We start from the raw sequence: 23,709 nt of genomic DNA, 5'->3' as shown, positions 1-23,709 counted from the left end.
GGTGCATAAGTGAAAATTAAACGATTTTTTGCCAAAGATATGCGCGCTGCATTGGCTCAAGTAAAAGAAACCTTAGGTTCTGACGCTGTCATTATGTCAAATAAAAAAGTCACTGGCGGAATCGAAATTGTCGCTGCTGTAGATTATGATGAACCTAAAGCCGCCATCGCATCACAAGCGCCGACTACCGGTTTTATGGATGTTAGTGACGATAGGGTGTCATTAGGCGCTAAGCCTGTGATGAAAGCTCAATCAAAGGTGAACCCACCTCCTGAGGCCGACTCTTTACAAGCCTTACTTCAAAAACAACATAATCGCATGACACAACAAATGTCTGTCAGCCAAGATGAACCGGATTTACCAGAATGGGCCCGCCAATTACAAGGGGCAAAGTCTGCTAAACCAGCATCAACTTTTCAATCGCAAGCGGCACCAGAGCAAGCTAAAAAAACCAATAAAAATCAATCTGCTGATATGGATGCTCTGCGCGAAGAAATGGCTTCATTGCGTAACTTATTGACCCATCAAGTTTCATCGTTGATGAAAGATCAAAAAAAGCGTACCGATCCTGTTGGCGCAATGCTAGAAAGTAAATTGATTGCAGCAGAGTTTTCTCCAGCCGTTGCTGCTAAACTAGCGGGGCTAAGTCAACACTATACCCCAGCCGATTTAGTGAGAGCATTACCACAAAGTTTAGCCAATTTACTCGACAATCAAGGCGACGATATAGTTAAACGTGGTGGTGTTGTGGCGTTTGTTGGTCCAACCGGTGTAGGTAAGACAACTTCTTTAGCTAAAATAGCCGCTCGCTTTGCCGCCCATCATGGCCCAGAGCAGGTAGCATTGATTACCACAGACCATTATCGTATTGGTGCCTATGAGCAATTAGCGACTTATGGCAAAATAATGGGCTGTCCGGTTAAGCAAGCACATGATTTAACCGAATTAGAACAAATTTTATATCAATTTAGAAATCGTAAGTTAGTATTAATTGATACCGCAGGTATGGGACAGCGAGATATGCGCTTATATCAGCAACTGGATAATTTAACAGCAAATAGTAGGATCCCAATTCGGAGCTACTTAGTCTTATCTGCGACTGGTCAACGTCGTGTGTTACAAGATGCTGTAGAACATTTTAAACGAATTCCATTAGCGGGTGCGATTTTAACAAAGTTAGATGAATCGATATCAATTGCAGGTGCATTGAGCGTATTGATTCAAAATGAGTTACCATTAAGCTATGTTACTGACGGTCAACGTGTTCCTGAGGACATGAAAGTAGCAGATACGTTAGAGTTGGCTAAAAAGGCTCTCGCGGCGTTAAATGAAACAGAACAACAATCGTCACAAGACACAGTGTGGTCTAATGACACAGCCTATGCATTTGAGTAAAGATATGACTCGGGATCAAGCAAGTGGTTTACGTATGATGAATCAACCAAATAACGATAAAGTTAAAGTAATTGCCGTATCCGGTGGTAAAGGCGGAGTGGGTAAAACCAGTGTGTCAATTAATACTGCGGTAGCACTAGCTGAAAAAGGCAAACGCGTATTAGTGCTTGATGCCGATTTAGGTTTAGCCAACGTCGATGTCATGCTTGGGATACGTGCTGAGAAAAATTTATCTCATGTTTTGTCCGGAGATGCCGAATTAGATGACATCATTGTTCGTGGACCTAAAGGTATTGGTATTGTTCCTGCCACATCGGGTTCTCAAGCGATGGTTGAGTTGTCGCCAGCACAACATGCTGGACTTATCCGTGCATTTAGTGAAATGCGAACTCAGTTCGATATTTTAATTGTGGATACTGCTGCTGGTATATCAGACATGGTGCTGAGTTTTTCTCGTGCATCACAGGATGTATTGATAGTCGTTTGCGACGAACCAACATCAATTACTGATGCTTATGCGCTGATTAAAATTTTAAGTCGTGAACATGGTGTGTTCCACTTCAAAATTGTGGCAAATATGGTACGTAGTTTACGAGAAGGTATGGAATTATTTGCTAAACTCAGTAAAGTGACGGATAGATTTTTAGATGTTGCTTTAGAATTAGTGGCAACAATACCATTCGATGAAAATTTACGTAAAGCTGTTCGTAAGCAAAAGTTAGTTGTTGAAGCGTATCCTAAGTCGCCTTCAGCTATTGCTTATCATGGATTAGCCAATAAAATTATGACTTGGCCAGTTCCACAACAGCCAGGTGGTCATTTAGAGTTTTTTGTTGAACGTCTTGTACAACGTAAGCCGATACAAGAAGGAAGAACGAGTGAATAAAGCCGCCGCGTATACTCAGTTCGATAACAAAACGTCTATTGTTGAACAGTATGCACCGTTGGTAAAAAGAATTGCTCATCATATGCTGGCAAGATTACCAGCATCGGTGCAACTTGATGATTTATTACAAGCTGGGATGATGGGGTTACTTGAGGCCTCATCTAAATTTGATAACAGTAAAGGGGCTAAGTTTGAAACCTTTGCAGGCATCAGAATTCGTGGTGCAATGATAGATGAAATTCGACGTGGTGACTGGGTTCCGCGCTCAGTTCATCGTAATAATCGTCTAGTAGCACATGCAATTGATGAATTGGGGCAACTGCTTGGAAGAGATGCCAATGATACAGAAATTGCTGAAAAACTTGATATGTCTCTCGATGAATACCATCATATCTTAAATGATGTTTCTGTTGGTAAAATCATAGGCATAGAAGACCTTGGTGTGTCGCAAGATGTGTTAATCACAGACAACGAAACGCCAGATGAAACCTTTGACTCGCTTGCTGAAATTCAATTCCAATCTGCATTGGTTGAAGCAATTAAGACATTGCCAGAAAGAGATGCATTAGTGTTGTCGTTGTATTACGACGAAGCATTAAATTTAAAAGAAATCGGTGCCATCCTTGAAGTTAGCGAATCGCGAGTAAGCCAGATATTAAGTCAGGCAATGCTCAGATTAAAAGCGAAACTCAAGCATTGGACACAAGAATAATAACTTATCTAGAGCAAACGAGTGTCAGCTCACCGGAGGAAACCTTGGACAAGAATATGAAGATTCTTATTGTTGACGATTTTTCAACAATGAGGCGTATCATTAAGAACTTGTTGCGAGATTTGGGATTTAATAATACCCAAGAAGCAGATGATGGCTCAACAGCCCTACCTATGTTACAAAAAGGCGATTTTGATTTTGTGGTAACAGACTGGAATATGCCTGGAATGCAAGGTATTGATTTACTTAGAGCAATCCGTGCAGATGATTCGTTAAAGCATTTACCTGTGCTAATGGTAACTGCAGAAGCTAAGCGTGAACAGATTATTGCTGCAGCGCAAGCCGGTGTAAATGGTTATGTCGTAAAACCTTTTACCGCAGCTACATTAAAAGAAAAGTTAGACAAAATCTTTGAACGACTCGCATAAGCAAGGATAAGTCATGCAGGCATCAATATCGGGGTTAATCACTCTCGAACAGGCCCAAGAACTTGTTGAATTGCTTACCTTGGGTCAACAAGATAAAGCCGATGAAATGATCAGAGAGCTTGCAACGCCATTGCAGCGTGAGCTTTTTGAAGAAGTCGGTAAGCTAACTCGACAACTCCATAGTGCACTAAAAGATTTTCAAGTTGATAACCGTTTATCTGAATTAGCCAATACCGAAATACCAGATGCTAAAGAAAGATTGAACTATGTTATCGACATGACAGAACAAGCTGCAAATAAAACCATGGATGCAGTTGAAGAATGTCTACCTTTGGCCGATACCATCATTAGCAATATACAATCAGTGACGCCAATGTGGGATAAATTGATGCGTCGTGACATAGAAATGGGTGAGTTTAAGTCACTTTGTCATGATGTTCAGCAGTTTATGTTACATAGTGAAAATGATTCTAATCGTCTTCGCGAGTTATTAAATGAAATTTTGATGGCGCAAGACTTCCAAGATTTGACGGGGCAAATGATCCGTCGAGTGATTGATTTAGTTCGTGAAGTAGAAAGTAATCTGGTCTCAATGCTAACGGTATTCGGAGATCATACTACCGAATCATTGCCAACTATAAACGAAAATAAAATAGAAGCAGAAGGTCCCATCATGCATGCTGAACTGCGTGAAGATGTGGTGACAGGTCAAGATGAAGTAGACGATCTGCTATCAAGTCTGGGTTTCTAATTAGGAGTCAATTTAATGTCTTTTGATGTTGATGAAGAGATACTCCAGGACTTTTTAATTGAAGCTGGCGAGATTTTAGAGCTTCTACAGGAGCAGCTAGTTGCTCTTGAAAATAATCCTGATGACAGTGATTTACTCAATGCTATTTTCCGTGGATTCCATACTGTTAAAGGTGGGGCTGGTTTTTTAAGTCTAAAACCGATGGTTGACGTGTGTCATGAAGCTGAAAACACGTTCGATTTATTACGCACCGGTAAACGTGGCGTAAATGCAGAATTAATGGATATTATTTTGCAAGCGGTCGACGCGATTAATTCCATGTTTGCTCAAACTCAACAGGGAGAATCACAAGACCCTGCTGATTCTGCATTACTTGCTAAACTCAAATTATTAAGTTCAGGAGCGCCATTACCTTCAGAAATGTCGGCAGATGAGCCAGAACCAATTGAAAATATTGTTGAATTCAGTGATCCTGAATATGTCGAAGATATTAACATTCCCTCAGCGGAAGTATCTGACACTGGCAGTATTGATGACATTGATGAGTCAGAATTTGAGGCGTTGCTTGATGCCTTACATGGTCCGGGTAAAAGTCCTGTTGCAGCTAAACCTTCTGAAGTAAAAAAAGACAATATTGATTCAAAGCCTGCCGCAAGTAGTAGCGATGAAATCACTGATGATGAGTTTGAAGCATTATTAGATGAATTACATGGCTCAGGTTCATTTGAAGCTAAAACCAAACCTGCAGCTCCAACTAAGCCTGCTGCAACGCCTATTATTGAACCCCTTGTTGATTCTGATGAAATCACCGACGATGAATTTGAACGTCTTTTAGATGAATTACACGGAAAAGGTACTGCGCCAGTTGCTAAATCGCAAACGCCTCCTCCAGCTCAACCTACTAAAGCCGTTGCTCCTGTGCAAGCAGCAAAAGTTAGCCCAGCTCCTGTTGTTAAACCAGTAGCGACATCAGTCCCTGTAGTTGCTCCAAAGGTTGAACCTGTAAAAGACAAAACACCTGCTAAAGCGGCGTCTGTCCCACAAGGTGAAACAACGGTTCGTGTTGATACTGCCCGTTTAGATCAAATCATGAATATGGTTGGTGAGTTAGTGTTAGTGCGTAACCGATTGGTTAGTTTAGGCATTAATCGTGAAGACGAGGAGATGTCCAAAGCGCTAGCAAACCTGGATTTGGTTACGGCTGATTTACAAGGTGCGGTGATGAAAACCCGCATGCAACCGATTAAGAAAGTTTTTGGTCGTTTCCCGCGTGTTGTTCGTGATTTAGCCCGTACCTTAAATAAAGAAATTGATTTAATCATGATTGGTGAAGAAACCGACCTTGATAAAAACTTAGTTGAAGCGTTAGCCGATCCTTTAGTCCACTTGGTTCGAAACTCAGTCGATCACGGTATCGAAATGCCGATAACTCGTGAAGCTAGCGGTAAATCTCGAACCGGTACCATTACCTTATCGGCTAGCCAAGAAGGTGACCACATCCTGCTTAAAATTGAGGATGATGGCGCGGGAATGGACCCTGAGAAGCTAAAACAAATTGCGATAAGTCGTGGTGTGCTTGATGAAGATGCCGCCTCGAGAATGACCGATAACGAAGCTTACAATTTGATTTTTGCCCCAGGGTTTTCAACCAAAGTTGAAATTTCAGATATTTCAGGCCGTGGAGTGGGCATGGATGTGGTGAAAACCCGCATCAACCAACTTAACGGTACTGTTTATATTGACTCAATGAAAGGTAAGGGTACTGTTCTCGAAATTAAAGTGCCATTAACCTTGGCTATTATGCCGACATTGATGGTTGATGTGTCTAATCAAGTTTTTGCACTACCATTATCAAGTGTGAATGAAATCTTTAATTTAGATTTAACAAAAACCAATATAGTCGATGGTCAATTGACGGTGATTTTCCGTAATAAGGCCGTGCCATTATTTTACCTAGAACATTGGCTGCACAGTAAAAAATCAACCTTTAAACATGGTGATAAGAAGCATGGTCATGTGGTTATTGTTCAGCTTGGCACTATGCAAATTGGTTTTGTTGTAGATGCATTGATTGGACAAGAAGAAGTGGTCATTAAACCGCTTGGCAGTATGTTACAAGGTACCCCAGGTATGGCGGGTGCGACAATTACATCCGATGGTGGTATTGCACTGATTTTAGATGTGCCAGGACTGCTAAAACATTACGCTAAAAGCAAAAAAATAAAATAAAAATAAAAGTTCCATTATTTAAGGAATTAAATGGCCATAAAAGTACTAGTTGTAGATGATTCTAGCTTTTTTCGACGTCGAGTCAGTGAGATTGTCAATCAAGATCCTGATCTCGAAGTCGTTGCCGTTGCTGTTAATGGCAAAGAAGCTGTTGATATGGCTGCAAAGTTAAAGCCTCAAGTCATTACGATGGATATTGAAATGCCTGTGATGGACGGTATAACTGCTGTCCGTGAAATTATGGCTAATAATCCTACTCCCATTTTAATGTTTTCATCGTTAACTCATGATGGTGCTAAAGCGACACTTGATGCGTTAGAAGCCGGTGCACTAGATTTTTTGCCAAAACGTTTTGAAGATATAGCAACCAATAAAGACGATGCGATTCTTTTGTTACAGCAACGAATTAAAGCATTAGGTCGACGTAGGATATATCGGCCAAGTTCGTTAACACCTGCTTCATCACCAGAATCTCGTCGTTCAACGATTGTGGCTCCAGATATCAACACGCCTCGTCGTCCGCTAAGCAGTCGTTTAGCTTCCACAACAACGCCTGTAGCGACTCGTTCCAGTTTATCCACAACCTTAGCAGATCGTCAGAGCGCGAATCCGACAACGTCTTCAATATCGTCTATTCGGGCCAGTGGTAAGCAATATAAATTGTTACTCATCGGGACTTCAACCGGTGGGCCAGTAGCATTACAGAAAGTATTAACTGCATTTCCTGCAAATTATCCTCATCCCATAGTGTTGATACAGCATATGCCTGCGGCGTTTACTCCAGCCTTTGCAGCTCGTTTAAATACCTTGTGTAAAATTGAGGTAAAAGAAGCCGAAAATGGTGATGCCATGCGCCCTGGTTGTGCTTATTTAGCGCCTGGAGGCATGCAACTCATGATTGAGCGAAGCGGTATTTCTGGAAGACTTAAAGTCATTTCCGGAACCCAAGAAATGAACTATAAACCGTGTGTTGATATTACTTTTGCATCAGCATCCAAAGCTTTTGGCGGTGATGTTTTAGCGGTTGTATTAACGGGAATGGGCGCAGACGGTAGAGAAGGTGCCAGAATGTTAAAGTCTGTCGGTGCCACTATTTGGGCGCAGGATGAAGCAAGCTGCGTGGTATATGGTATGCCTCAAGCTGTAGCATCAACCGGTATCGCAACTCACTCTATTTCATTAGATAATATGGCTGAAGCTATTTTAAAAGAGTCTAGTCGTGGCTAAGCCAGAATACTCATTGCAGACGAAGCAAAAACTGGGATTTTTTTTGTCCTTTATTGCCATAGTAGTATTAGCGGGTTTATATATTGACGCTGATCAAAAAGTGACTTTATTAGAGCAGGATGTAGCACGATTAACGGCGTCTCAAGTGTTATTGATGGTACCCGATGATCAGGCCGCGAATATTGCTAATTGGTTAACTCAACATCCTGAACAAACTCAAGCAATCATAGCGTCAGCAGGAAAAAAACAAGCACAAAGTGTGCTGTTTGGTCCGGGTTCTTTAGATGATGCACCGCTTACTGATATTGATAAGGTTGAGCACGATACTGATGTTTCTGCTGAACAAAATGATCAAGAAGTCATAGTGTCAGAAGATGCTCAGGGGGTTAAAGTGATCCGTTTACCTAATGGTGGCATCCGTGTAACAACCCGCGATGATAAACAACACAAGCAGTAGTCAATTTACCATAACAATATCATTATAATGAGTTGAGAGGCTTCTTTGAAAGTATGGACGGTAGCTAACCAAAAAGGTGGGGTAGGTAAAACCACCACAGTAGCCAGTTTAGCCGGAGCATTGGTTAAACGTGGCCAACGAGTGTTGATAATCGATACCGATCCTCATGCTTCATTGGGCTATTACTTAGGTATTGATTCAGACGAAGTGCCTTGCTCGCTTTATGATGTTTTTTTGAATCATCAAACACTGACCCAAGAGTTTATTTTACAAAATGTGCTTCCAACTCAAATTGAAGGGCTTGATATCATTCCGGCTAATATGGCGTTAGCGACACTTGATAGGTCACTAGGTCATCAAGAAGGAATGGGGTTGGTGTTACGTAACTTATTGTCATTGCTTGAAGATAAATATGATGTTGCTATTATCGATTGTCCGCCAGTATTAGGGGTGTTAATGGTTAATGCATTAGCAGCAAGTCATCACATTATTATTCCTGTTCAGACTGAGTTTTTGGCGATAAAAGGACTCGAACGTATGGTGAAAACCATGGAAATAATGGGGCGTTCTAAGAAAACCCGTTATAGCTATACCGTATTACCTACAATGTATGACAAGCGCACTAAAGCGTCCCCAATAGCGTTACAATTTTTGCAGGATAAATATGCTTCAACACTGTGGCCCAATGATGTAATACCTGTAGATACAAAATTTAGAGATGCAAGTTTGGCTCATTTACCCGCATCACATTATTCAGCCAGTAGCCGAGGTGTAAAAGCATATAATCGTTTGCTGGATTTTTTATTTTCTCAGGAGTTTACTCATGTCAAAATCGGTTGATGAAACTGTTTTTGATTATTTCAGTCTTTTATTACAGGAATCGCCTAAACCGATTACTGAGCAAAGCCTTGAGGTAAAACCAAGTCTTTCTGTTAATTCCGTTAATGACATCACCGATAAAGTGTCCATTATTAACGACGACAAACCGACTCGTATGTCGGCTGAAATGACGTTATCGGCACATTATTCACAACTAACATCATCTAAAGCCTCTCCTGTCATTGCTAGGCAATATGCAGAGCCAACTACCAGTGTCGATAAACAGGCACTTGAAAAATTATTATCTGCTGTGTCTAAACCCAGAGTAGAAACCGATTTAACGCAACAGATTAAAGCCAGTGCAGAACGAGTTCGTCAGGCTATCACTCATATTGAGCCTGAAGTTGGCATTAGTCGTGCAAAAATACAACAAACAGAATTAACGAATAAAGAAATCAAGCCGTTAGTCGATATAAACAATAACGAAAGTTCACATGCTGATATAAAAGACGCTATTATTAAGCATGAACAGTTGGTAGAGAATTCGCCGACGCAAGAGCACAATGCGCCACAGACTCAGGTTGGACACCAACCGCCCAGTATCACTCATGATTTGCAAGAGTTACTTGAAGATGAATTTCAGGTGTTATTCTTCAATGTAGCAGGGTTAACACTCGCGGTGCCATTGGTGAGTTTGGGTGGGATTATAAAAATAGAGAAGATAAGCCATCTTATCGGTAGGCCATCTTGGTTTAAAGGGGTGCAAACCCACCGAGATACTAAAATAAATGTGGTTGATACGTGCGCGTGGGTGATGCCTGAAAAATATACTCCAGAATTAGCACAGACAGTAAATTATCAATATCTTGTTATGCTTGAAGATAGTCAGTGGGGATTAACGTGCGAATCGTTAGTTAACGCCGTTAAAATAGATAAATCACACGTCAATTGGCGTGAGAAACCGGGTAAGCGTCCTTGGCTTGCTGGGGTAGTAAAACAACAAATGTGTGGCATTTTACATGTTCAAGCATTAATCAAAATGCTTGATGCAGGTTTAGGTTGTCAGGATTCGATTGACCGAGGTTAACTATGAGCAATTCTAGAAGTGTAGCAGCGGCTACTGCAGCTAAAGACGATTTAGTATTACAATGGGTTATATTTAAGCTAGATAATGAAACCTACGGTATTAACGTAATGCAAGTTCAAGAAATATTACGTTACACCGAAATTGCTCCTGTACCAGGTGCACCAGATTATGTGTTAGGTATTATTAACTTACGCGGAAACGTGGTAACGGTTATCGATACTCGTTCACGTTTTGGTTTGCCATCAGCCGAACTGGATGATTCTACTCGAGTGGTTATTATTGAAGCTGAAAAACAAGTGATCGGGATTTTAGTTGATAGTGTCGCTGAAGTGGTTTATTTACGTCGCTCAGAAATTGATAACGCGCCGAATGTGGGCACTGAAGAAAGCGCTAAATATATTCAAGGCGTAAGCAACCGCGATAACGAATTATTGATTCTAGTCGACTTGGATAAATTATTATCTGATGATGAGTGGGTAGAGTTAACACAAATTTAATCGTAATCTGATGAAAAAAGCCAACCGAATTACTGTTGGCTTTTTGTTTTGGCTTTAATTTTGTTTTTTTGGTTGAAGCAACAAAGGTATGTTAATGGGTGATGAATTTCTAATTGCGGCTTTAGTGTATGTTATTGCATGTCTTGGTTTGGTACTTTACTTACAAAAACAGTCGAGTAAATTAAAGACTAAAGTTAATGCCCTAACAGTGCTAGTAAAAGAAAGCGACCGTCAGCGGGAAGCTGTTAAACGTGAACTACACGAATTGCGCAGTGGTACTATTGGTGTAGGAAGGCGAGTTGTCGAATTAGAGAAAAAACTCTCCAAGCAATTTGACATGTTGGAAGAAGCTAGCCAGCAAGACCCTCAAGCCAAATTATATTCTAGGGCAGTAAAAATGGTGGGTTTGGGGGCCGGTATTGAAGAGTTAATGCAAGAGTGTGAGTTACCTAAAGCAGAAGCTGAATTAATATTACGCCTACATCGAAAATAGCCCGTTAACCATTAGCTCGCAATAATAAAAGCCATCGATATGATGGCTTTTTAGTGGGAAATTTTAATTCTCTTTCGGCTAGGCGTACTATTTGCGGCGCATTTTTGCGACAAACATGCCATCACTGTTGGCTTGCTGAGGCCAAATTGTCAGCATATTACACGGTTGCCCAGTAAAGGGATGGATGACCGGTTCAAGTTCAAACTCGGATGTTTCTGATAAAAAGTCTTTTACAATTTGTTCATTTTCACTAGGTGATAAAGAGCACGTAGCATAAACCAATTTACCGCCTACTTTTACTGCCACTGCGCTACGTCGTAAAATGGCTAGCTGTAGCATCGGTTTATCTGTTACTGCACTGGCATCATCAAGCCATCGCATATCTGGATTTCTACGCCAAGTACCTATGCAGCTACAGGGTGCATCGACTAACACTCCGTCAAAGGTATTCGCATCTACGGGCAATACGTCGCCTTTCCAAGGTGCAACACTAATATTATCAAAACCTGCACGTTTGGCACGCTTGCGTAGCTCTTCCAACGGTTTAGTTCGAATATCAGATGCAATAATACTGCCCGTTAAGGCAGAGCTTTGCTGCAACATTAATGAATATAATTGCAGTGTTTTGCCGCCAGCACCACTACAAGCATCCCACCATTTTTCATGGTTACTTGGTTGACAAATTTGACCAATTACTTGCGAGGCTAAATCTTGGATTTCAAGATAACCTTGTTTATAAACATTTATTTCATTTAGATTAATACTTTTATGACCTAAATTTATGGCATCAGAAAAGTAACTATTCGCTTTTGCTTCAACGCCCGCTTGTCGAAGAGATTCGATCACTTTTTCTGTTGATAATGTTTGTGCACGAGCCCAGATCGGAGGTCGACTGCTCATTGCATTAACAACAGCATATTGATCAACATCATCAATAGGGCAAAGTTGCCAAAACCATTGTGGTAACAACTGGGTTAGTTGACAGGTATCAATGCCACTTACATTAATAAAGGCGGTTAATTTGTCATTTAATGAAGGGGTATTTATCAGTTCAACCTGGTCCGGGCGGGTTTGAGGCCAACTTGCGAAGTCATTCCAGGCAGTAGTAACGTCATTCCATTCATGTTGTTCCAACATCGCGCATGTGCTTAGCTGTTGAAACCATGTAGTGTGTTTTTGGCTTGAATTTAATTGCTTTAACCAGCCCCACCAGCGAAATAGACCAAACAAACTTTCGCGGATCACTCGCCTATCTTTTGACCCATGTTTTTTATGTTCACGAAAATATTGGCCAATGATTCGATCGGCAGGCATGTTGGTACTCATAACCTGATTAAACAGTGTCTCAATAGTGGTTGAATAACTTAGGGCTCGCTTTTGTGCTGGTGTCGTCGCAGCTATTTCTTGCGCATGTGTCTCGTCTGATGTGGTTGCGTTAGACATGGCGGGAATATTATGACTCATGAATTGACCTGATATTGCCGCACAGCACATAACCGATGCTGTACAGGGGACTATTTCTTGCTAGTTTAACACGGCTTATCTAAATGATGAGCTAAAACTATGTTGGCCAAAATGACATCATACCTTAGCGACAATCTTGTAATAATAAATAATTCTCAAAGGTTATCACCCGCGTTCTGTGTTAAATAACCTGAGCTCGGGATAATAAACGCCTTTCAAACAGCCCTTTGTCCTGCTAACTGTGTTGAATCGACTTACTATAGGCTAGCTATTGACGCGTCAATTCGCCTTGCTAGCATAACAAATGACAAGCTTAAAAGTGAGCTTGGTTAACATGCTGATTTTAAATAGCTAAGTTCATTCCTTATCCCGAGTTCAGGTTAAATACGCTTATTCACGTCGTCGAAACGACGCTTCTATGATGATGTTATGATTCACTCTCACTAAAAGTCTAAATCTAATGCAAAACATAGATAGGCCATTAGCGCGCGGGTATGTTGATATTCTTGTGCACAAAATTCAACAAAATCAGCCTGACATACTTGTTCTGAACTAATTGGTTTGATGGCAATAAAGTCTTTTCGCCTGAGCTCGGCAATCATTGGGTGATGTTTATCAAATCCTCGTGGAGGTCTAATTAAACTATCTCCCGTTAATTCAAATCCTGCTTGTGATAGTTGAGTTAATGCTTTTTGATAAGCATTAGGGTTTTCATCAATACAATGACGAATGGCATTGAGATCTTTTGATTCTGGGTGCCAAATACCCGCGGCAATGAAGCATTCATCATTAGCGATGTGAACATAAAACCCCGGAGCATGGACATCTTTGGCTTGAAAGTGTTTAAACTGAATGCCGACATTGGTTTTATAAGGCGTTTTATCTTTGCTAAAGCGACTGTCGCGTTGTGGACGCATTAGACTGCCGCCAACTTTTTTAGCCACGGCGATGAATCGTGGCGACATCGCTAAAATAGGCCCTTGCATGGCTTCTATAAACTGTAAAGCTGGCGTTCTCACTTGATCTTCGTATTGCTGTTGGTTGGCTTTAAACCATTCTCTATCGTTGTTAACTGCTAGACTGTTTAAAAAATCGAAACTATGTTGACTGAACATGACGGTACCTTTTTTTTACAATAGCGATGCAGATATTAATGTTATAATTTGGCTATCATGTTAAACAATGTCTACTCTGAGTGAAATAGCTAGGGTTGATTTAAGCCATTAATATTGTGCACGTTATTTGAACATTTAAATGTTAACTCTGTATTTTTTGTATTAAAAAACAAGGTAAACGTTAGTTTTTGGCGCTTTAGGTGTGGTCGTGTTGTTGTTGTAACTTACTGACATAGAAATTTTTTTTAGATATGTTGTTAATGTTAGTTTGATATAAATAAAGTGTTGGTGTTAAAATTGTTTTGAAGGCTATATTTTTGACAAAAACTTTGTCGGTTAACGTTTGGTTAACAAAGCGTATACGTTGAGCAGTGCAATCAAAAACTTAATTGTGGCGTCTGCTCAAATATTGAATTTATAGAAAGATAACACTTTGGAATGAATAATTCCTCTACAAGAAAGGATAGACCATGACTGAACATTCCCTCGGTATTGTGGGTTGGCGTGAATGGGGCACTTTTCCTGATATTGGCAACGAAAGAGTCAAAATCAAAGTGGATACTGGCGCAAAAACATCTTGTTTACATGCGTTCAAAATAAAACCGTTTCAAAAAGAAAACCAAAAATGGGTTCGAGTCTGGCTTCATCCTGACCAAGGTTCAGATCGTGAAGTCGTCTGTGAATTTCATGTATTTGATCGCCGAGATGTTAGTGACTCTGGTGGTCATGTAACGAAACGCTACGTGATAAAAACGCCGATCTTAATCGGTGATCAACTTTTTGACATCGAACTGACGTTAACCAATAGAGATCACATGAAATTTAGAATGTTATTGGGACGCCGCGCATTAGAAGGGCGTTTTTTGGTTAATTCAGCAGAATCATTTCTAGCAGGAGAATAACAAATGCATATTGCAATAATGTCGAGAAATAAGAATTTATACTCGACAAGTCGGTTAAAAGAAGCTGCTGAAGCTCGTGGTCATATTGTCAATATTGTTGACCCATTAAAGTGTTATATGAACATCAACATGAATGCGCCTAGCATCCATGTTCGCGGTGAAGAACTGCCAAAATTTGATGCGGTTATTCCGCGTATTGGCGCATCTGTCACCTTTTATGGCACCGCGGTATTGCGCCAGTTTGAGATGATGGGAACACATCCATTAAATGAGTCGGTCGCGATTACTCGCTCACGTGATAAGTTACGTTCATTGCAACTATTATCACGTAAAAATATTGGTTTACCAGTAACAGGTTTTGCCAATAAACCGGCAGACATCCCCGATTTATTAGACATGGTCGGTGGCGCCCCTTGTGTGATTAAGCTACTTGAAGGAACCCAAGGTATTGGTGTTGTCTTAGCTGAAACTCGCAAAGCGGCTGAATCTGTTATTGAAGCCTTTATGGGCCTAAAAGCTAATATCATGGTGCAAGAATATATCGCAGAAGCCGGTGGTGCAGATATTCGTTGTTTTGTTATTGGTGACAAAGTGATTGCCGCGATGAAACGCCAAGCATTACCTGGCGAGTTCCGTTCTAATTTACACCGTGGTGGTTCTGCTAGCATTGTTAAATTAACGCCTGAAGAGCGCTCAACCGCGTTACGTGCCGCTAAAACAATGGGTTTAAATGTTGCTGGCGTAGATATTTTACGTTCTAAACACGGTCCATTAGTGATGGAAGTTAACTCATCTCCTGGTCTTGAAGGTATTGAAAAAGCTACCGGCATTGATGTTGCTGAAAAAATCATTCAGTTTATTGAGAAAAACGTTAAATCCACCAGTTCAAAAACGAAAGGTGTTGGTTAATGGTAAAAAAGCATGAACCGTTTGTTATCGGTGATGTTAGCGTAGCGGCAGGCACTCAACAAAGTGTCAAATTGCCCGCAGCAAAACTGTATAACGATACACCGATGGATTTGCACGTTGAAGTGTTTCACGGCACTAAAGCGGGACCTGTTTTATTGGTTTGTGCAGCAATCCATGGTGATGAGTTAAATGGCATTGAAATATGTCGACGTTTGCTCGGTCGTGTTAATGCTAAAACCTTAACGGGAACCCTATTAATTGTTCCCATCGTTAACGTGTTTGGTTTTATTCAACAATCTCGTTATTTACCGGATCGTCGCGATTTAAATCGCTGTTTTCCGGGCTCTGCTAAAGGTGCGCTAGCGAGTCGTTTAGCCCATTTATTCAGCAGTATTTTAGTGAAACGTGCAACCCACATTGTCGATTTGCATACTGGTGCTATCCATCGCGATAATTTACCGCAGATCCGTTGTGACACCGACGATGAAGTGATGCTCGACATGGCAAATGCCTTTGGTGCTCCGGTGATAATGTCATCAAAAGCACGTGAGGGTTCAATGCGTGGTTATGCCAACAGCCTGAATATTCCTTGTATTTTATATGAAGCAGGTGAAGCACTGCGCTTTAGTGATATGTCGATTAAATCTGGCGTTAATGGTGTTATCAATGTGATGCGCTGTTTAAGTATGACTAAAGGCAAAATTAAAACTAAAAGTACCAGCGTCAATGCCAGCCGCAGTTATTGGGTCCGTAGTGAGTCTGATGGATTAGTAAATATTAAGCTTAAATTGGGTGAGCGCGTCTCTAAAGGGCAGGTGTTAGCCAATATCGTTAACCCTTTGGGTGGTGAACCATTGCCATTGCTAGCGCCGACAGACGGAATTATTATTGGCAACAGTAATATTCCCGTGACCAATGAAGGCGAAGCCTTGTTTCATATTGCGCAATTTAGCGGTGACGAGATAGAAATCATCAACGATAACCTTGACGATTTTATGCAAGAATACGCTTAATACATTTGTACATTGATGTTTGTTTTGTGTAAATGGCCCTGTTGCTGCTCAAATTGAATATTGTTAGCTGATTGAGAGCACGACTTGGATCATTTGAGCGTCAAATTAATATGTGGGGCAATACATTGCCTCACATATTAAGCCTTCACCACTATATCCCCTTAAGTAATAACTCACTTTTGCAGTTAACCTGTTAAGCTCTGCCCTGGGTAGTCGCTTGGGTAAATCGAGAGAAACGTCTTAGCAGAATTTATCTATATCACTGTGCGAGTGGTAAGTATTAGGGTTAAATTAATTATTTAATTGACAATTTTCAAATACATATCAAACTATAATGACTTATAATAAATAGGGATATGGCACACTCACATTAGTGATGACATTTCTCAACCACCTTATTAAATGGAAGTTCTGTCTATGCACCTTTGGTGTAACAGATAGCATTAATGAGTTTTCTTATTCACTATACCGAGACAAGGATGTCAGTGCCTATGCGCAATAATCAACCCATTACCCTTAATCAGTACCACTTCGATGATGATGTTCGTTTAATTTCAGGAACCGATCTGCGCGGTCATATTATCTACTGCAATGATGCTTTTGTTGACGTCAGCGGCTTCGACAAAAATGAATTGATTGGTAAGCCACATAATCTTGTGCGTCATCCTGATATGCCAAGTGAAGTATTTAAGGATATGTGGGCATGTATCTCTAGTGGTAAAGTGTGGATGGGGCTGGTTAAGAATCGCCGTAAAAATGGTGATTATTATTGGGTTAGTGCATTTGTTACGCCAGTATTTGATAATAATAAAGTCGCCGGTTACGAGTCCGTTAGGGTGACTGCATTACCAAGCGAAATTGCCCGTGCTGAAGCGGCTTATGCCAGAATAAAAGCTAAAAAGTCACCAAGACCACTTCATGCAAAAATAAAACATCAAGTCATTAAATTATTACCGGCTTGGTTACCCATGTTTATTTTTTCCCTTGTATTAACTGAATTTTGGGGCGTTCTCCCTGGTGCAATAGGGTTATTCACGCTTGTAGTATCAACGGCATGGTTGGGCTATAAACAGCAACAAGATTGGTATGAAGTGGTCCAACTTAATCCTAATTCGTTTACAGATCTCATTGTTGCAGAAACCTATTTTGCTGACTTTGGCGCCAAAGCGCAGGCAAAATTAGCGTTGGGTTGCGAAGTTGCCCGTTGTCGTACTGCGATGACGCGGATTGAAGATGCTGCAAAATCATTAGATGGCATTGTCGAACACACCCAAATAGAGGCTGAGTCAACGGCTAAAGCGGTGAGCTTACAAAGTGGAGCAACACAACAAATTGCCTCGGCAATTACCCAAATGTCCACTGCTATCCAAGAAGTGTCCGCGAACGTTGAACGTAATGCTTATAGTGCAAAAGAAGCGTTAGACAATGTTAATGCAGGGGCTCAACTGGCTAATGAAGCTAAGCAATCTATTGATGAGTTAAATCTCTCTGTCGCGGATATCGCCAAAACAGTACGCGAGTTATCTGAATCTACAAGTGAGATAGGACAAGCCGCCAGCCTGATTTCGAGTATTGCCGACCAAACTAATTTGTTGGCCTTAAATGCCGCGATTGAAGCAGCAAGGGCGGGAGAACAAGGTCGTGGCTTTAGCGTTGTTGCAGATGAAGTGCGCTCCCTAGCACTGAAAACCCGCGAATCCACCGACAGAATTCACAGCATTGTGAGCGTATTAACGAAGCGAGCCAGTAATGCCGTTCAAGTGTCGGTTAGTGGTGAACAAGCGGCCAGTAAAGGTGTTGAAATTGTTGATAAAACACGTAATGCATTAGCGTCGATTAACCAATCCGTTGAACAAATCACCCAACTTACTTTAGATATGTCCGCGGCGGTAGAGCAGCAGAGTGCAGTAGCTGAGCATATTAATCAGCAAATTATTGATATTGCTGATTCTGCAGAAATTACTAAAGCTTCATCAGAAAAATCGCTACATAACAGTAGTGAATTGGGCCAGTCAGTGTTAATGGTTCGATCTATTATCAGGCGCTTTGCTGTAGGGACCTTAGGTAAGAAATAGACGATATACCACAGCATCTTTTACAGCGTCAAAATAGGCCAGAAATCATTGCGATTACTGGCCTATTTTATTGTGTCTCTTATTAAAGATTTTATTACGCTACTGATTAGAGTTTAAAGCGTTCAACAGAGGTGGTAAGTGAGTGAGCTAATTGATTTAATTGCTGGCTTTGCTGTGTCATTGAAGCTGACTCATGGGCATTTTGTTCTGCTGAATCGGCTGTTTGAGTCATCGTTTGCTCTATTTGTTGGCTATGGCTTACTTGTTCATTGGCTGCATGAGTAATGCTTTGGCTCATGCCATTAATGGTGCTAAGCGCCGCCTCTATTTGTTCGATTGCATCATGCAACGACTGGCTTTGTTCTACACATTCACTGGCTTGTCTTTGCCCTTGTGAGATGGCTGTCACGGCATAGGTTGTTTCTTGTTGTAAGGCACTAATCATGGTTTGAATTTCGGCGGTTGCTAATTGCGTTCTAGAGGCTAATGAACGCACCTCATCAGCAACAACGGCAAATCCACGCCCATGCTCACCGGCCCTAGCAGCTTCAATAGCTGCATTTAAGGCCAACAAATTAGTTTGATCGGCAATCGCACTGATGGTGGTTAAAATCCCACCAATATTATCACTGTGTTGACTGAGCTTTGCCATAGTCTCGACTGAGTCGCGCAAGCTGGTTGATAAGGCTTCAATACGGAAACGGTTATCATTAGCAATGGTTTTTATTTGTACTCCTTGCGAAGAGGCTAATTTAACATGTTGTTCTGATTCTGAAGCTTGCTCATTGACCTGATTTGAACTGTGATGTATTTGCTCTGCAAGCTGTTTAGCTTGATTAATATTGTTAATTTGTCCGGCGGCCGAATGGGATATTGTCTCGCTTTGCGCTTGCGAGCGAAGAGCGGATTCATCTAGCAAGTGTGCATCACGGCTAATGGCTTGCAATAAATTAGTTAGATCGTCAGACAGTTTATTGATGTTATCCATCAGCTCGCCAAATTCATCATTATTTCGTTTGGTTAATCTCCGAGATAAATCACCGCTGGCAATGCGCGATAATGCACTGTTAATGGCTTGTAGAGGGCCTAACATGGCTTTTGAGGTAAAGTAATAGATAAACATCGCCATTAACACAAACACCACCGCCATTGTAATAGCAAAAGTTTGTGCGGTACTTACTTCATCAATCGCAACCATTTGTAATTGATGGAACCTTTCGTTCGCAAGCTTTACTAATTGATCTAACTGATTGTTAGTGGCATCAAAAAAGGTGTTGGCTTGCAGGTTACTATTCTCAGCTAAGCGCTGCTGATTGACGACATTTTGTTGCGCGAGATACAAGCTACCGGGGTTATCGGTGAAGTTTTTAATTGCTTGCAAGTTAGTGTCAAAATCTACAAATAGCGCAGTTGCACCCAAAGGCTCTGCTTGTTGGGTTAAGTAGTTGCCATTAACCGTAATATTACCCAATAACATGGCCACATCTTGTTTATGGATATTAACGGTATCAACAGAGGTTAATCGGCCAAGTTCCGTCATGGTATTGCCCAGAGTAAATAGCATATCGTCGATGCGTACTCCGCCGCCAATGACTTCGTTTAATAACTGCTGCTCGCCTGAAGGGGCTTCTATCAGTTCTAAATCAATCATATTATTACTGGCATTAATTCGAACATCATCAAATTGTTTTTTTAATGCAGTGAAGTTGTCGCGGTTTTGTCCAATTTCAAGTTTAGCGCCGAACATGATGTGCGATTGCTGTTCGTACTGCTGGTATGATTTTTGAGCTTGAGTTAATGACTGAAGCATTGTGGGTTGATCAGCAACTTTTGCCGATAATGTCTTTAATACCTCTCTGAACTCTAGTTGCAATTGCTTGAACTGCTTATAACTGAGGTCAATATTGTCATTATCGATTTGTGAATAAGCTAAACTGCCGGTTTTAGCCATTTTTAATAAGGTAATTTGTAAGGCATTTGACTGGTTTTGTACCGGTACTGCTAACGTTTCGATATTAATATTGGCTGTTTGAATTTTACTCAAGGAATGATAAAAAAAACTACTTCCAGCAAGCAGTAATAAGCCAATTGAGGCAAATCCTAATGCTATTTTTTGTTTGATTGTCAATTCGAATATTGTCATTTAGTCTCTCATATTGTTATTTTTTTGACGTCATTCTTACTGTATTAATACTTAATCAAGCATGATTTTTGTCTAATAGTGACAAACTCTAGAGTAGTTGGTTGTTAAAATAATGTAAATGGCATTGTGTGAAAATAGAAATATACCTTTGTTTTTATAGTTATATTTTACTTTTTCAATCCAAATAGGTATTGAGCATGTGTGCCAATTGATTATGATTAATGAGCAATATCATTGAACCATTCACAATCTAATAGGCAAGCGATAATGCTTTGGGTATGATTTAAAAAGAGTCGTTGTTCTATTTTGAAATAATTCGCTTTATTGTTAGAAGGATTACTCTTATCACTATTTCAATTATTCGAGGTTAATGTGAGTTTACAATCCGTTTCGCTAACGCAATCAAATGGCCAAGTACGCCTCGTCTCGCCATCAAAAATCATTTGTATTGGGCGTAATTATGCTGAGCATATTGACGAGCTCGGTAACGAAATTCCTGATGATATGGTAGTGTTCCTTAAACCAAACTCAGCCATTACCACTACTTTGTGTAGTCACTTAGGTGAGCCTTTACATTATGAAGCCGAATTATGCTTTATGGTAAATAATGGTCAGTTTAGTGCAGTTGGTGTTGGGCTTGATATGACTAAGCGTGAGCTGCAAACCAATTTAAAAACTAAAGGCTTACCGTGGGAGCGTTCTAAAGCTTTTGATGGTTCGGCGTTATTCAGCGAATTTATTGCTATAACGCCAGACATCAAAGATTGGTGCTTTCAATTAACCATTGATAATGCCGTGACGCAATTAGGTCATCAGCAATTAATGATGTACCAGCCACACGCTATTTATAACGCCGTCAGTGAGTTTATGAGCTTAAATGATGGTGACATTGTGATGACAGGGACACCCAAAGGCGTAGGCGTGGTGACGGAAAATACTACCTTTGAGTTGAGCTTATGGGCAAATGTACCATTTACTGTATTTGAGGCTGCGCTGTCGGGGGAAAAACCGATTGAACAGCTTTGTGGTAACCCAAAGATCGTTAAGCAATGGCTGGCTAAATAACGTTAGGCCGTGCAATAAAGAATACTCGAAAAAAATGACCCTCTTACTAAAGAGGGTCATTTTTTTATGAAGACATTAAATGGTTATTAATGCTATTGCATTAACGCTACGGCTTCCATGTCTAGCTCGATATCAGTGCAACCTTTAGCGCAATAAATCCCTGGGGCTTTAGCGTTTTTTGGTGCCTTTTTAGTATTAGGCGGTAATTGCAGTGTTAGTGGTTTATTACAGTCGCTGCAAGTTGCGCTGTTGCCTTTGAGCATGCGTTTTATCAGATTTTTTTGTTGATTAAAGGATGCCAATGTCGGTTCATTAATCGCTGAAAAATCGAGTTTCTGTGTATCGCTCATGTCGGTTCCTGTCTATCTCGTTGAGCTCGCAATAAAGCGAGATCAATCTATTCACTTGGTCGATCACTTTACTTGATCAACTGGGCGCCAGCGTTGTAATGCTACCGGAAGGCTAACACCTTGTGCTGTTAATAAATTAACTCGGGCCAAATAAGCTGCGCCATGCATTAAGTGTTTGGCTAAGTCTACTGCATGACGCTGGGTGTAGTCATCTAAATAACTGCCTTTAGCCCATGCGTTAAATGCGCCGAGTGCCGGACCAGCCCAGATTTGATAATCCATCTCGCGACCAAGCTCACCAGTGTTTGACCAACGGCTAGACAGACCTAAGTACCAACGGAAAATCAGCGCCATTTTACGTTTAGGATTATCTTTAGCACGCTCGATTTGCTTTGGATCGCGCTCATTAAAATGCGCTACCGTGCCAGCCCAAATATCATCCAGGCTTGAGCGGAATACTTGTTTTTCAAGTTTTTCACGCTCGTCGCTTGGAATGGCTTCAATAGAGTCATAGCGGGTATAAATTTCGTATAACTTGTTGGCGCGCATTGGAAATAAGGTGCCACGTTTTACGACTTGCAGCTTAACGCCCATTTCGAACATATCGGCAGCAGGTGCCATCGTCACATCGGCCATTTCGGTGGTGGCCAGTAATTTGCGAGTATGCTCGCTGGCTCCCGCTTCTACACAAGCCTGGTTGATTGAACCGGTAACAATGTAGGCTGCGCCCATATGAAAAGTCGCCAGTGCTGCGTCAGGCGTGCCAACACCACCACCGGCACCAACCCGAATAGGGGTTTTATACTTGTACTGTGCTTGTACTTGATCTTTTAATGCCAAAATAGTCGGCAGTAAAGTGACTAATGGTCGATTGTCTGTATGACCGCCAGAGTCTGCTTCGGCAGTAATATCATCAGCCATAGGCACTAATTGAGCCAGTTCCATTTGTTCTGCGCTAATAAGACCTTCATCCACCAACTGTTGCAGTATTTTAACTGGCGCAGGTTGCATAAACTTAATCGCCACTTCAGTACGGCTAATTTTCGCAATTACTTTATTGTCTATTTGCACATCACCGTGTGCGTCACGGCTTAAGCCTGCTGCGCGGTAATAGACAATTTGTGGGGTTAAGCCTAAAAAGGCAGATGCCTCAACAGTACGCACTTTGTGTTTTAAAAATAGCTCGACACTGCCACGTTCAAGTGCGGGTTCACTTGGGCTGTGGATTAAATTAAACGCATAAGGCCCGTTTGGCAGCGCGGCTTGAATGCGGTTAATCGCTTGCTCAACTCGAGATGGAATTAACCCTGCTGCGCCAAATGAACATAAAATACCAGCCTGACCTAACGCAATAACCAGTTCTTCAGAAGAAATACCATTGGCCATTGCGCCAGCATGATAGGCGAATTTTACCCCATGCACGCGGCGGAAATTACTGTCACCTAAGCTTTGGGTGCCAAGGGCAGGGGCAAATGCGCTGACTGGCAGTGCATTTGCTGCAGTAATAGCATCGGTTACGACTTGGGCTTGCTGAGCAACGCCTAAGCCTTGTTGCGTGTCGTTAACCACATAACACGCTTGTGATAAATCTTTAAGCTTTTTGTCCATCCCAGTAGGCTCAAAACTGACGTGTTGCTGGCTAACTTGCCATGGCCAAGGAGAAAGCTTTTCGTTATGCACTTGTGTTGTCAT

General features: G+C 41.2%; 22 protein-coding genes. 17 read left to right on the top strand and 5 right to left on the bottom strand.

From position 1 onward, the window contains the following. Nucleotides 1-9: 9 nt before the first annotated feature. From flhF to AAEY94_RS00905, 12 genes are all read left to right on the top strand, one after another. Nucleotides 10-1,395: a flagellar biosynthesis GTPase FlhF gene (gene flhF, locus AAEY94_RS00960; RefSeq protein WP_162022667.1), complete on the top strand. Its 1,386-nt coding sequence runs from the start codon at nt 10-12 to the stop codon at nt 1,393-1,395. A gap of 4 nt (nt 1,396-1,399) precedes the next feature. Then, entirely contained in the window at nt 1,400-2,281 is an 882-nt protein-coding gene (locus AAEY94_RS00955; RefSeq protein ID WP_011636672.1) for a MinD/ParA family protein, read from the top strand. After that, nucleotides 2,274-2,993, top strand: coding sequence for an RNA polymerase sigma factor FliA (locus AAEY94_RS00950; protein ID WP_101085378.1), 720 nt, complete (start codon nt 2,274-2,276; stop codon nt 2,991-2,993). Before AAEY94_RS00955 ends, AAEY94_RS00950 begins: the two co-directional genes overlap by 8 nt. A 44-nt stretch (nt 2,994-3,037) precedes the next feature. Next, nucleotides 3,038-3,421, top strand: a complete 384-nt coding sequence (cheY, locus tag AAEY94_RS00945) for a chemotaxis response regulator CheY (protein WP_011919599.1) — start codon at nt 3,038-3,040, stop codon at nt 3,419-3,421. Nucleotides 3,422-3,434: 13 nt separating this feature from the next. Continuing rightward, nucleotides 3,435-4,172, top strand: coding sequence for a protein phosphatase CheZ (locus AAEY94_RS00940; protein ID WP_101085377.1), 738 nt, complete (start codon nt 3,435-3,437; stop codon nt 4,170-4,172). A gap of 15 nt (nt 4,173-4,187) precedes the next feature. Further along, nucleotides 4,188-6,401 carry a chemotaxis protein CheA gene (locus AAEY94_RS00935; protein ID WP_350976559.1) on the top strand — a complete coding sequence of 738 codons (2,214 nt, stop codon included), beginning with the start codon at nt 4,188-4,190 and terminating at the stop codon, nt 6,399-6,401. 30 nt (nt 6,402-6,431) lie between these two features. Next, entirely contained in the window at nt 6,432-7,628 is a 1,197-nt protein-coding gene (gene cheB / locus AAEY94_RS00930) for a chemotaxis-specific protein-glutamate methyltransferase CheB (protein WP_350976556.1), read from the top strand. Then, nucleotides 7,621-8,085: a membrane anchored protein in chemotaxis locus gene (locus AAEY94_RS00925; RefSeq protein WP_162022670.1), complete on the top strand. Its 465-nt coding sequence runs from the start codon at nt 7,621-7,623 to the stop codon at nt 8,083-8,085. Before cheB ends, AAEY94_RS00925 begins: the two co-directional genes overlap by 8 nt. A gap of 45 nt (nt 8,086-8,130) precedes the next feature. Further along, the gene (locus tag AAEY94_RS00920; RefSeq protein ID WP_101085373.1) at nt 8,131-8,925 is read left to right on the top strand and encodes a ParA family protein; all 795 of its coding nucleotides are present in this window, start codon (nt 8,131-8,133) and stop codon (nt 8,923-8,925) included. After that, the gene (locus tag AAEY94_RS00915) at nt 8,909-9,991 is read left to right on the top strand and encodes a chemotaxis protein CheW (RefSeq protein WP_101085372.1); all 1,083 of its coding nucleotides are present in this window, start codon (nt 8,909-8,911) and stop codon (nt 9,989-9,991) included. Before AAEY94_RS00920 ends, AAEY94_RS00915 begins: the two co-directional genes overlap by 17 nt. A 2-nt stretch (nt 9,992-9,993) precedes the next feature. Further along, nucleotides 9,994-10,488 (top strand): chemotaxis protein CheW, encoded by a 495-nt coding sequence (locus AAEY94_RS00910; RefSeq protein WP_011636681.1) that lies wholly within the window; start codon nt 9,994-9,996, stop codon nt 10,486-10,488. A 94-nt stretch (nt 10,489-10,582) separates the two neighbouring features. Then, nucleotides 10,583-10,981, top strand: a complete 399-nt coding sequence (locus tag AAEY94_RS00905) for a DUF2802 domain-containing protein (protein WP_059747932.1) — start codon at nt 10,583-10,585, stop codon at nt 10,979-10,981. 87 nt (nt 10,982-11,068) lie between these two features. Here AAEY94_RS00905 and AAEY94_RS00900 read toward each other — a convergent pair whose 3' ends face one another. After that, nucleotides 11,069-12,445: an RsmB/NOP family class I SAM-dependent RNA methyltransferase gene (locus AAEY94_RS00900; RefSeq protein ID WP_335690308.1), complete on the bottom strand. Its 1,377-nt coding sequence runs from the start codon at nt 12,443-12,445 to the stop codon at nt 11,069-11,071. 443 nt (nt 12,446-12,888) lie between these two features. Further along, the gene (locus AAEY94_RS00895) at nt 12,889-13,560 is read right to left on the bottom strand and encodes a DUF2461 domain-containing protein (RefSeq protein ID WP_192115330.1); all 672 of its coding nucleotides are present in this window, start codon (nt 13,558-13,560) and stop codon (nt 12,889-12,891) included. A gap of 470 nt (nt 13,561-14,030) precedes the next feature. On the opposite strand from AAEY94_RS00895, the gene AAEY94_RS00890 reads away from it, so the two are divergent. The 4 genes from AAEY94_RS00890 (at nt 14,031) to AAEY94_RS00875 (ending at nt 18,459) form a co-directional block, all read left to right on the top strand. After that, the gene (locus AAEY94_RS00890; protein WP_011636685.1) at nt 14,031-14,462 is read left to right on the top strand and encodes an ATP-dependent zinc protease family protein; all 432 of its coding nucleotides are present in this window, start codon (nt 14,031-14,033) and stop codon (nt 14,460-14,462) included. A gap of 3 nt (nt 14,463-14,465) precedes the next feature. Next, nucleotides 14,466-15,371: a 30S ribosomal protein S6--L-glutamate ligase gene (rimK, locus tag AAEY94_RS00885; RefSeq protein WP_101087737.1), complete on the top strand. Its 906-nt coding sequence runs from the start codon at nt 14,466-14,468 to the stop codon at nt 15,369-15,371. Continuing rightward, nucleotides 15,371-16,384, top strand: a complete 1,014-nt coding sequence (locus AAEY94_RS00880) for a succinylglutamate desuccinylase/aspartoacylase family protein (RefSeq protein ID WP_101087738.1) — start codon at nt 15,371-15,373, stop codon at nt 16,382-16,384. Before rimK ends, AAEY94_RS00880 begins: the two co-directional genes overlap by 1 nt. Before the next feature lie 491 nt (nt 16,385-16,875). Next, nucleotides 16,876-18,459, top strand: a complete 1,584-nt coding sequence (locus tag AAEY94_RS00875; RefSeq protein WP_182743861.1) for a methyl-accepting chemotaxis protein — start codon at nt 16,876-16,878, stop codon at nt 18,457-18,459. Nucleotides 18,460-18,565: 106 nt separating this feature from the next. Here the strand turns inward: AAEY94_RS00875 and AAEY94_RS00870 are convergent, their stop codons facing one another. Further along, nucleotides 18,566-20,602, bottom strand: coding sequence for a methyl-accepting chemotaxis protein (locus tag AAEY94_RS00870; protein WP_350976545.1), 2,037 nt, complete (start codon nt 20,600-20,602; stop codon nt 18,566-18,568). A 372-nt stretch (nt 20,603-20,974) separates the two neighbouring features. Here AAEY94_RS00870 and AAEY94_RS00865 point away from each other — a divergent pair, with 372 nt between their 5' ends. Beyond that, nucleotides 20,975-21,667: a fumarylacetoacetate hydrolase family protein gene (locus AAEY94_RS00865; protein ID WP_162022675.1), complete on the top strand. Its 693-nt coding sequence runs from the start codon at nt 20,975-20,977 to the stop codon at nt 21,665-21,667. A 92-nt stretch (nt 21,668-21,759) separates the two neighbouring features. Here the strand turns inward: AAEY94_RS00865 and AAEY94_RS00860 are convergent, their stop codons facing one another. Both AAEY94_RS00860 and pfaD read right to left on the bottom strand, forming a co-directional pair. Further along, the gene (locus AAEY94_RS00860) at nt 21,760-22,017 is read right to left on the bottom strand and encodes a hypothetical protein (protein WP_162022676.1); all 258 of its coding nucleotides are present in this window, start codon (nt 22,015-22,017) and stop codon (nt 21,760-21,762) included. Between the two features lie 63 nt (nt 22,018-22,080). Further along, nucleotides 22,081-23,709, bottom strand: coding sequence for an eicosapentaenoate synthase subunit PfaD (gene pfaD / locus AAEY94_RS00855; protein WP_350976541.1), 1,629 nt, complete (start codon nt 23,707-23,709; stop codon nt 22,081-22,083).

Origin of the sequence: Shewanella sp. AC34-MNA-CIBAN-0136 (assembly GCF_040309945.1) — a bacterium.
Lineage (GTDB): Bacteria > Pseudomonadota > Gammaproteobacteria > Enterobacterales > Shewanellaceae > Shewanella.
This window is presented reverse-complemented; position numbering and strand designations above follow the sequence as displayed.

Bases quoted from the DNA above. Each gene is read 5' to 3' on its own strand.
- AAEY94_RS00955 (WP_011636672.1), top strand. From the start codon at position 1,400: ATGACTCGGGATCAAGCAAGTGGTTTACGTATGATGAATCAACCAAAT.
- AAEY94_RS00940 (WP_101085377.1), top strand. From the start codon at position 3,435: ATGCAGGCATCAATATCGGGGTTAATCACTCTCGAACAGGCCCAAGAA.
- AAEY94_RS00935 (WP_350976559.1), top strand. From the start codon at position 4,188: ATGTCTTTTGATGTTGATGAAGAGATACTCCAGGACTTTTTAATTGAA.
- cheB (WP_350976556.1), top strand. From the start codon at position 6,432: ATGGCCATAAAAGTACTAGTTGTAGATGATTCTAGCTTTTTTCGACGT.
- AAEY94_RS00915 (WP_101085372.1), top strand. From the start codon at position 8,909: ATGTCAAAATCGGTTGATGAAACTGTTTTTGATTATTTCAGTCTTTTA.
- AAEY94_RS00910 (WP_011636681.1), top strand. From the start codon at position 9,994: ATGAGCAATTCTAGAAGTGTAGCAGCGGCTACTGCAGCTAAAGACGAT.
- AAEY94_RS00905 (WP_059747932.1), top strand. From the start codon at position 10,583: ATGGGTGATGAATTTCTAATTGCGGCTTTAGTGTATGTTATTGCATGT.
- AAEY94_RS00900 (WP_335690308.1), bottom strand. From the start codon at position 12,445: ATGAGTCATAATATTCCCGCCATGTCTAACGCAACCACATCAGACGAG.
- AAEY94_RS00895 (WP_192115330.1), bottom strand. From the start codon at position 13,560: ATGTTCAGTCAACATAGTTTCGATTTTTTAAACAGTCTAGCAGTTAAC.
- AAEY94_RS00890 (WP_011636685.1), top strand. From the start codon at position 14,031: ATGACTGAACATTCCCTCGGTATTGTGGGTTGGCGTGAATGGGGCACT.
- rimK (WP_101087737.1), top strand. From the start codon at position 14,466: ATGCATATTGCAATAATGTCGAGAAATAAGAATTTATACTCGACAAGT.
- AAEY94_RS00880 (WP_101087738.1), top strand. From the start codon at position 15,371: ATGGTAAAAAAGCATGAACCGTTTGTTATCGGTGATGTTAGCGTAGCG.
- AAEY94_RS00875 (WP_182743861.1), top strand. From the start codon at position 16,876: ATGCGCAATAATCAACCCATTACCCTTAATCAGTACCACTTCGATGAT.
- AAEY94_RS00870 (WP_350976545.1), bottom strand. From the start codon at position 20,602: ATGACAATATTCGAATTGACAATCAAACAAAAAATAGCATTAGGATTT.
- AAEY94_RS00860 (WP_162022676.1), bottom strand. From the start codon at position 22,017: ATGAGCGATACACAGAAACTCGATTTTTCAGCGATTAATGAACCGACA.
- pfaD (WP_350976541.1), bottom strand. From the start codon at position 23,709: ATGACAACACAAGTGCATAACGAAAAGCTTTCTCCTTGGCCATGGCAA.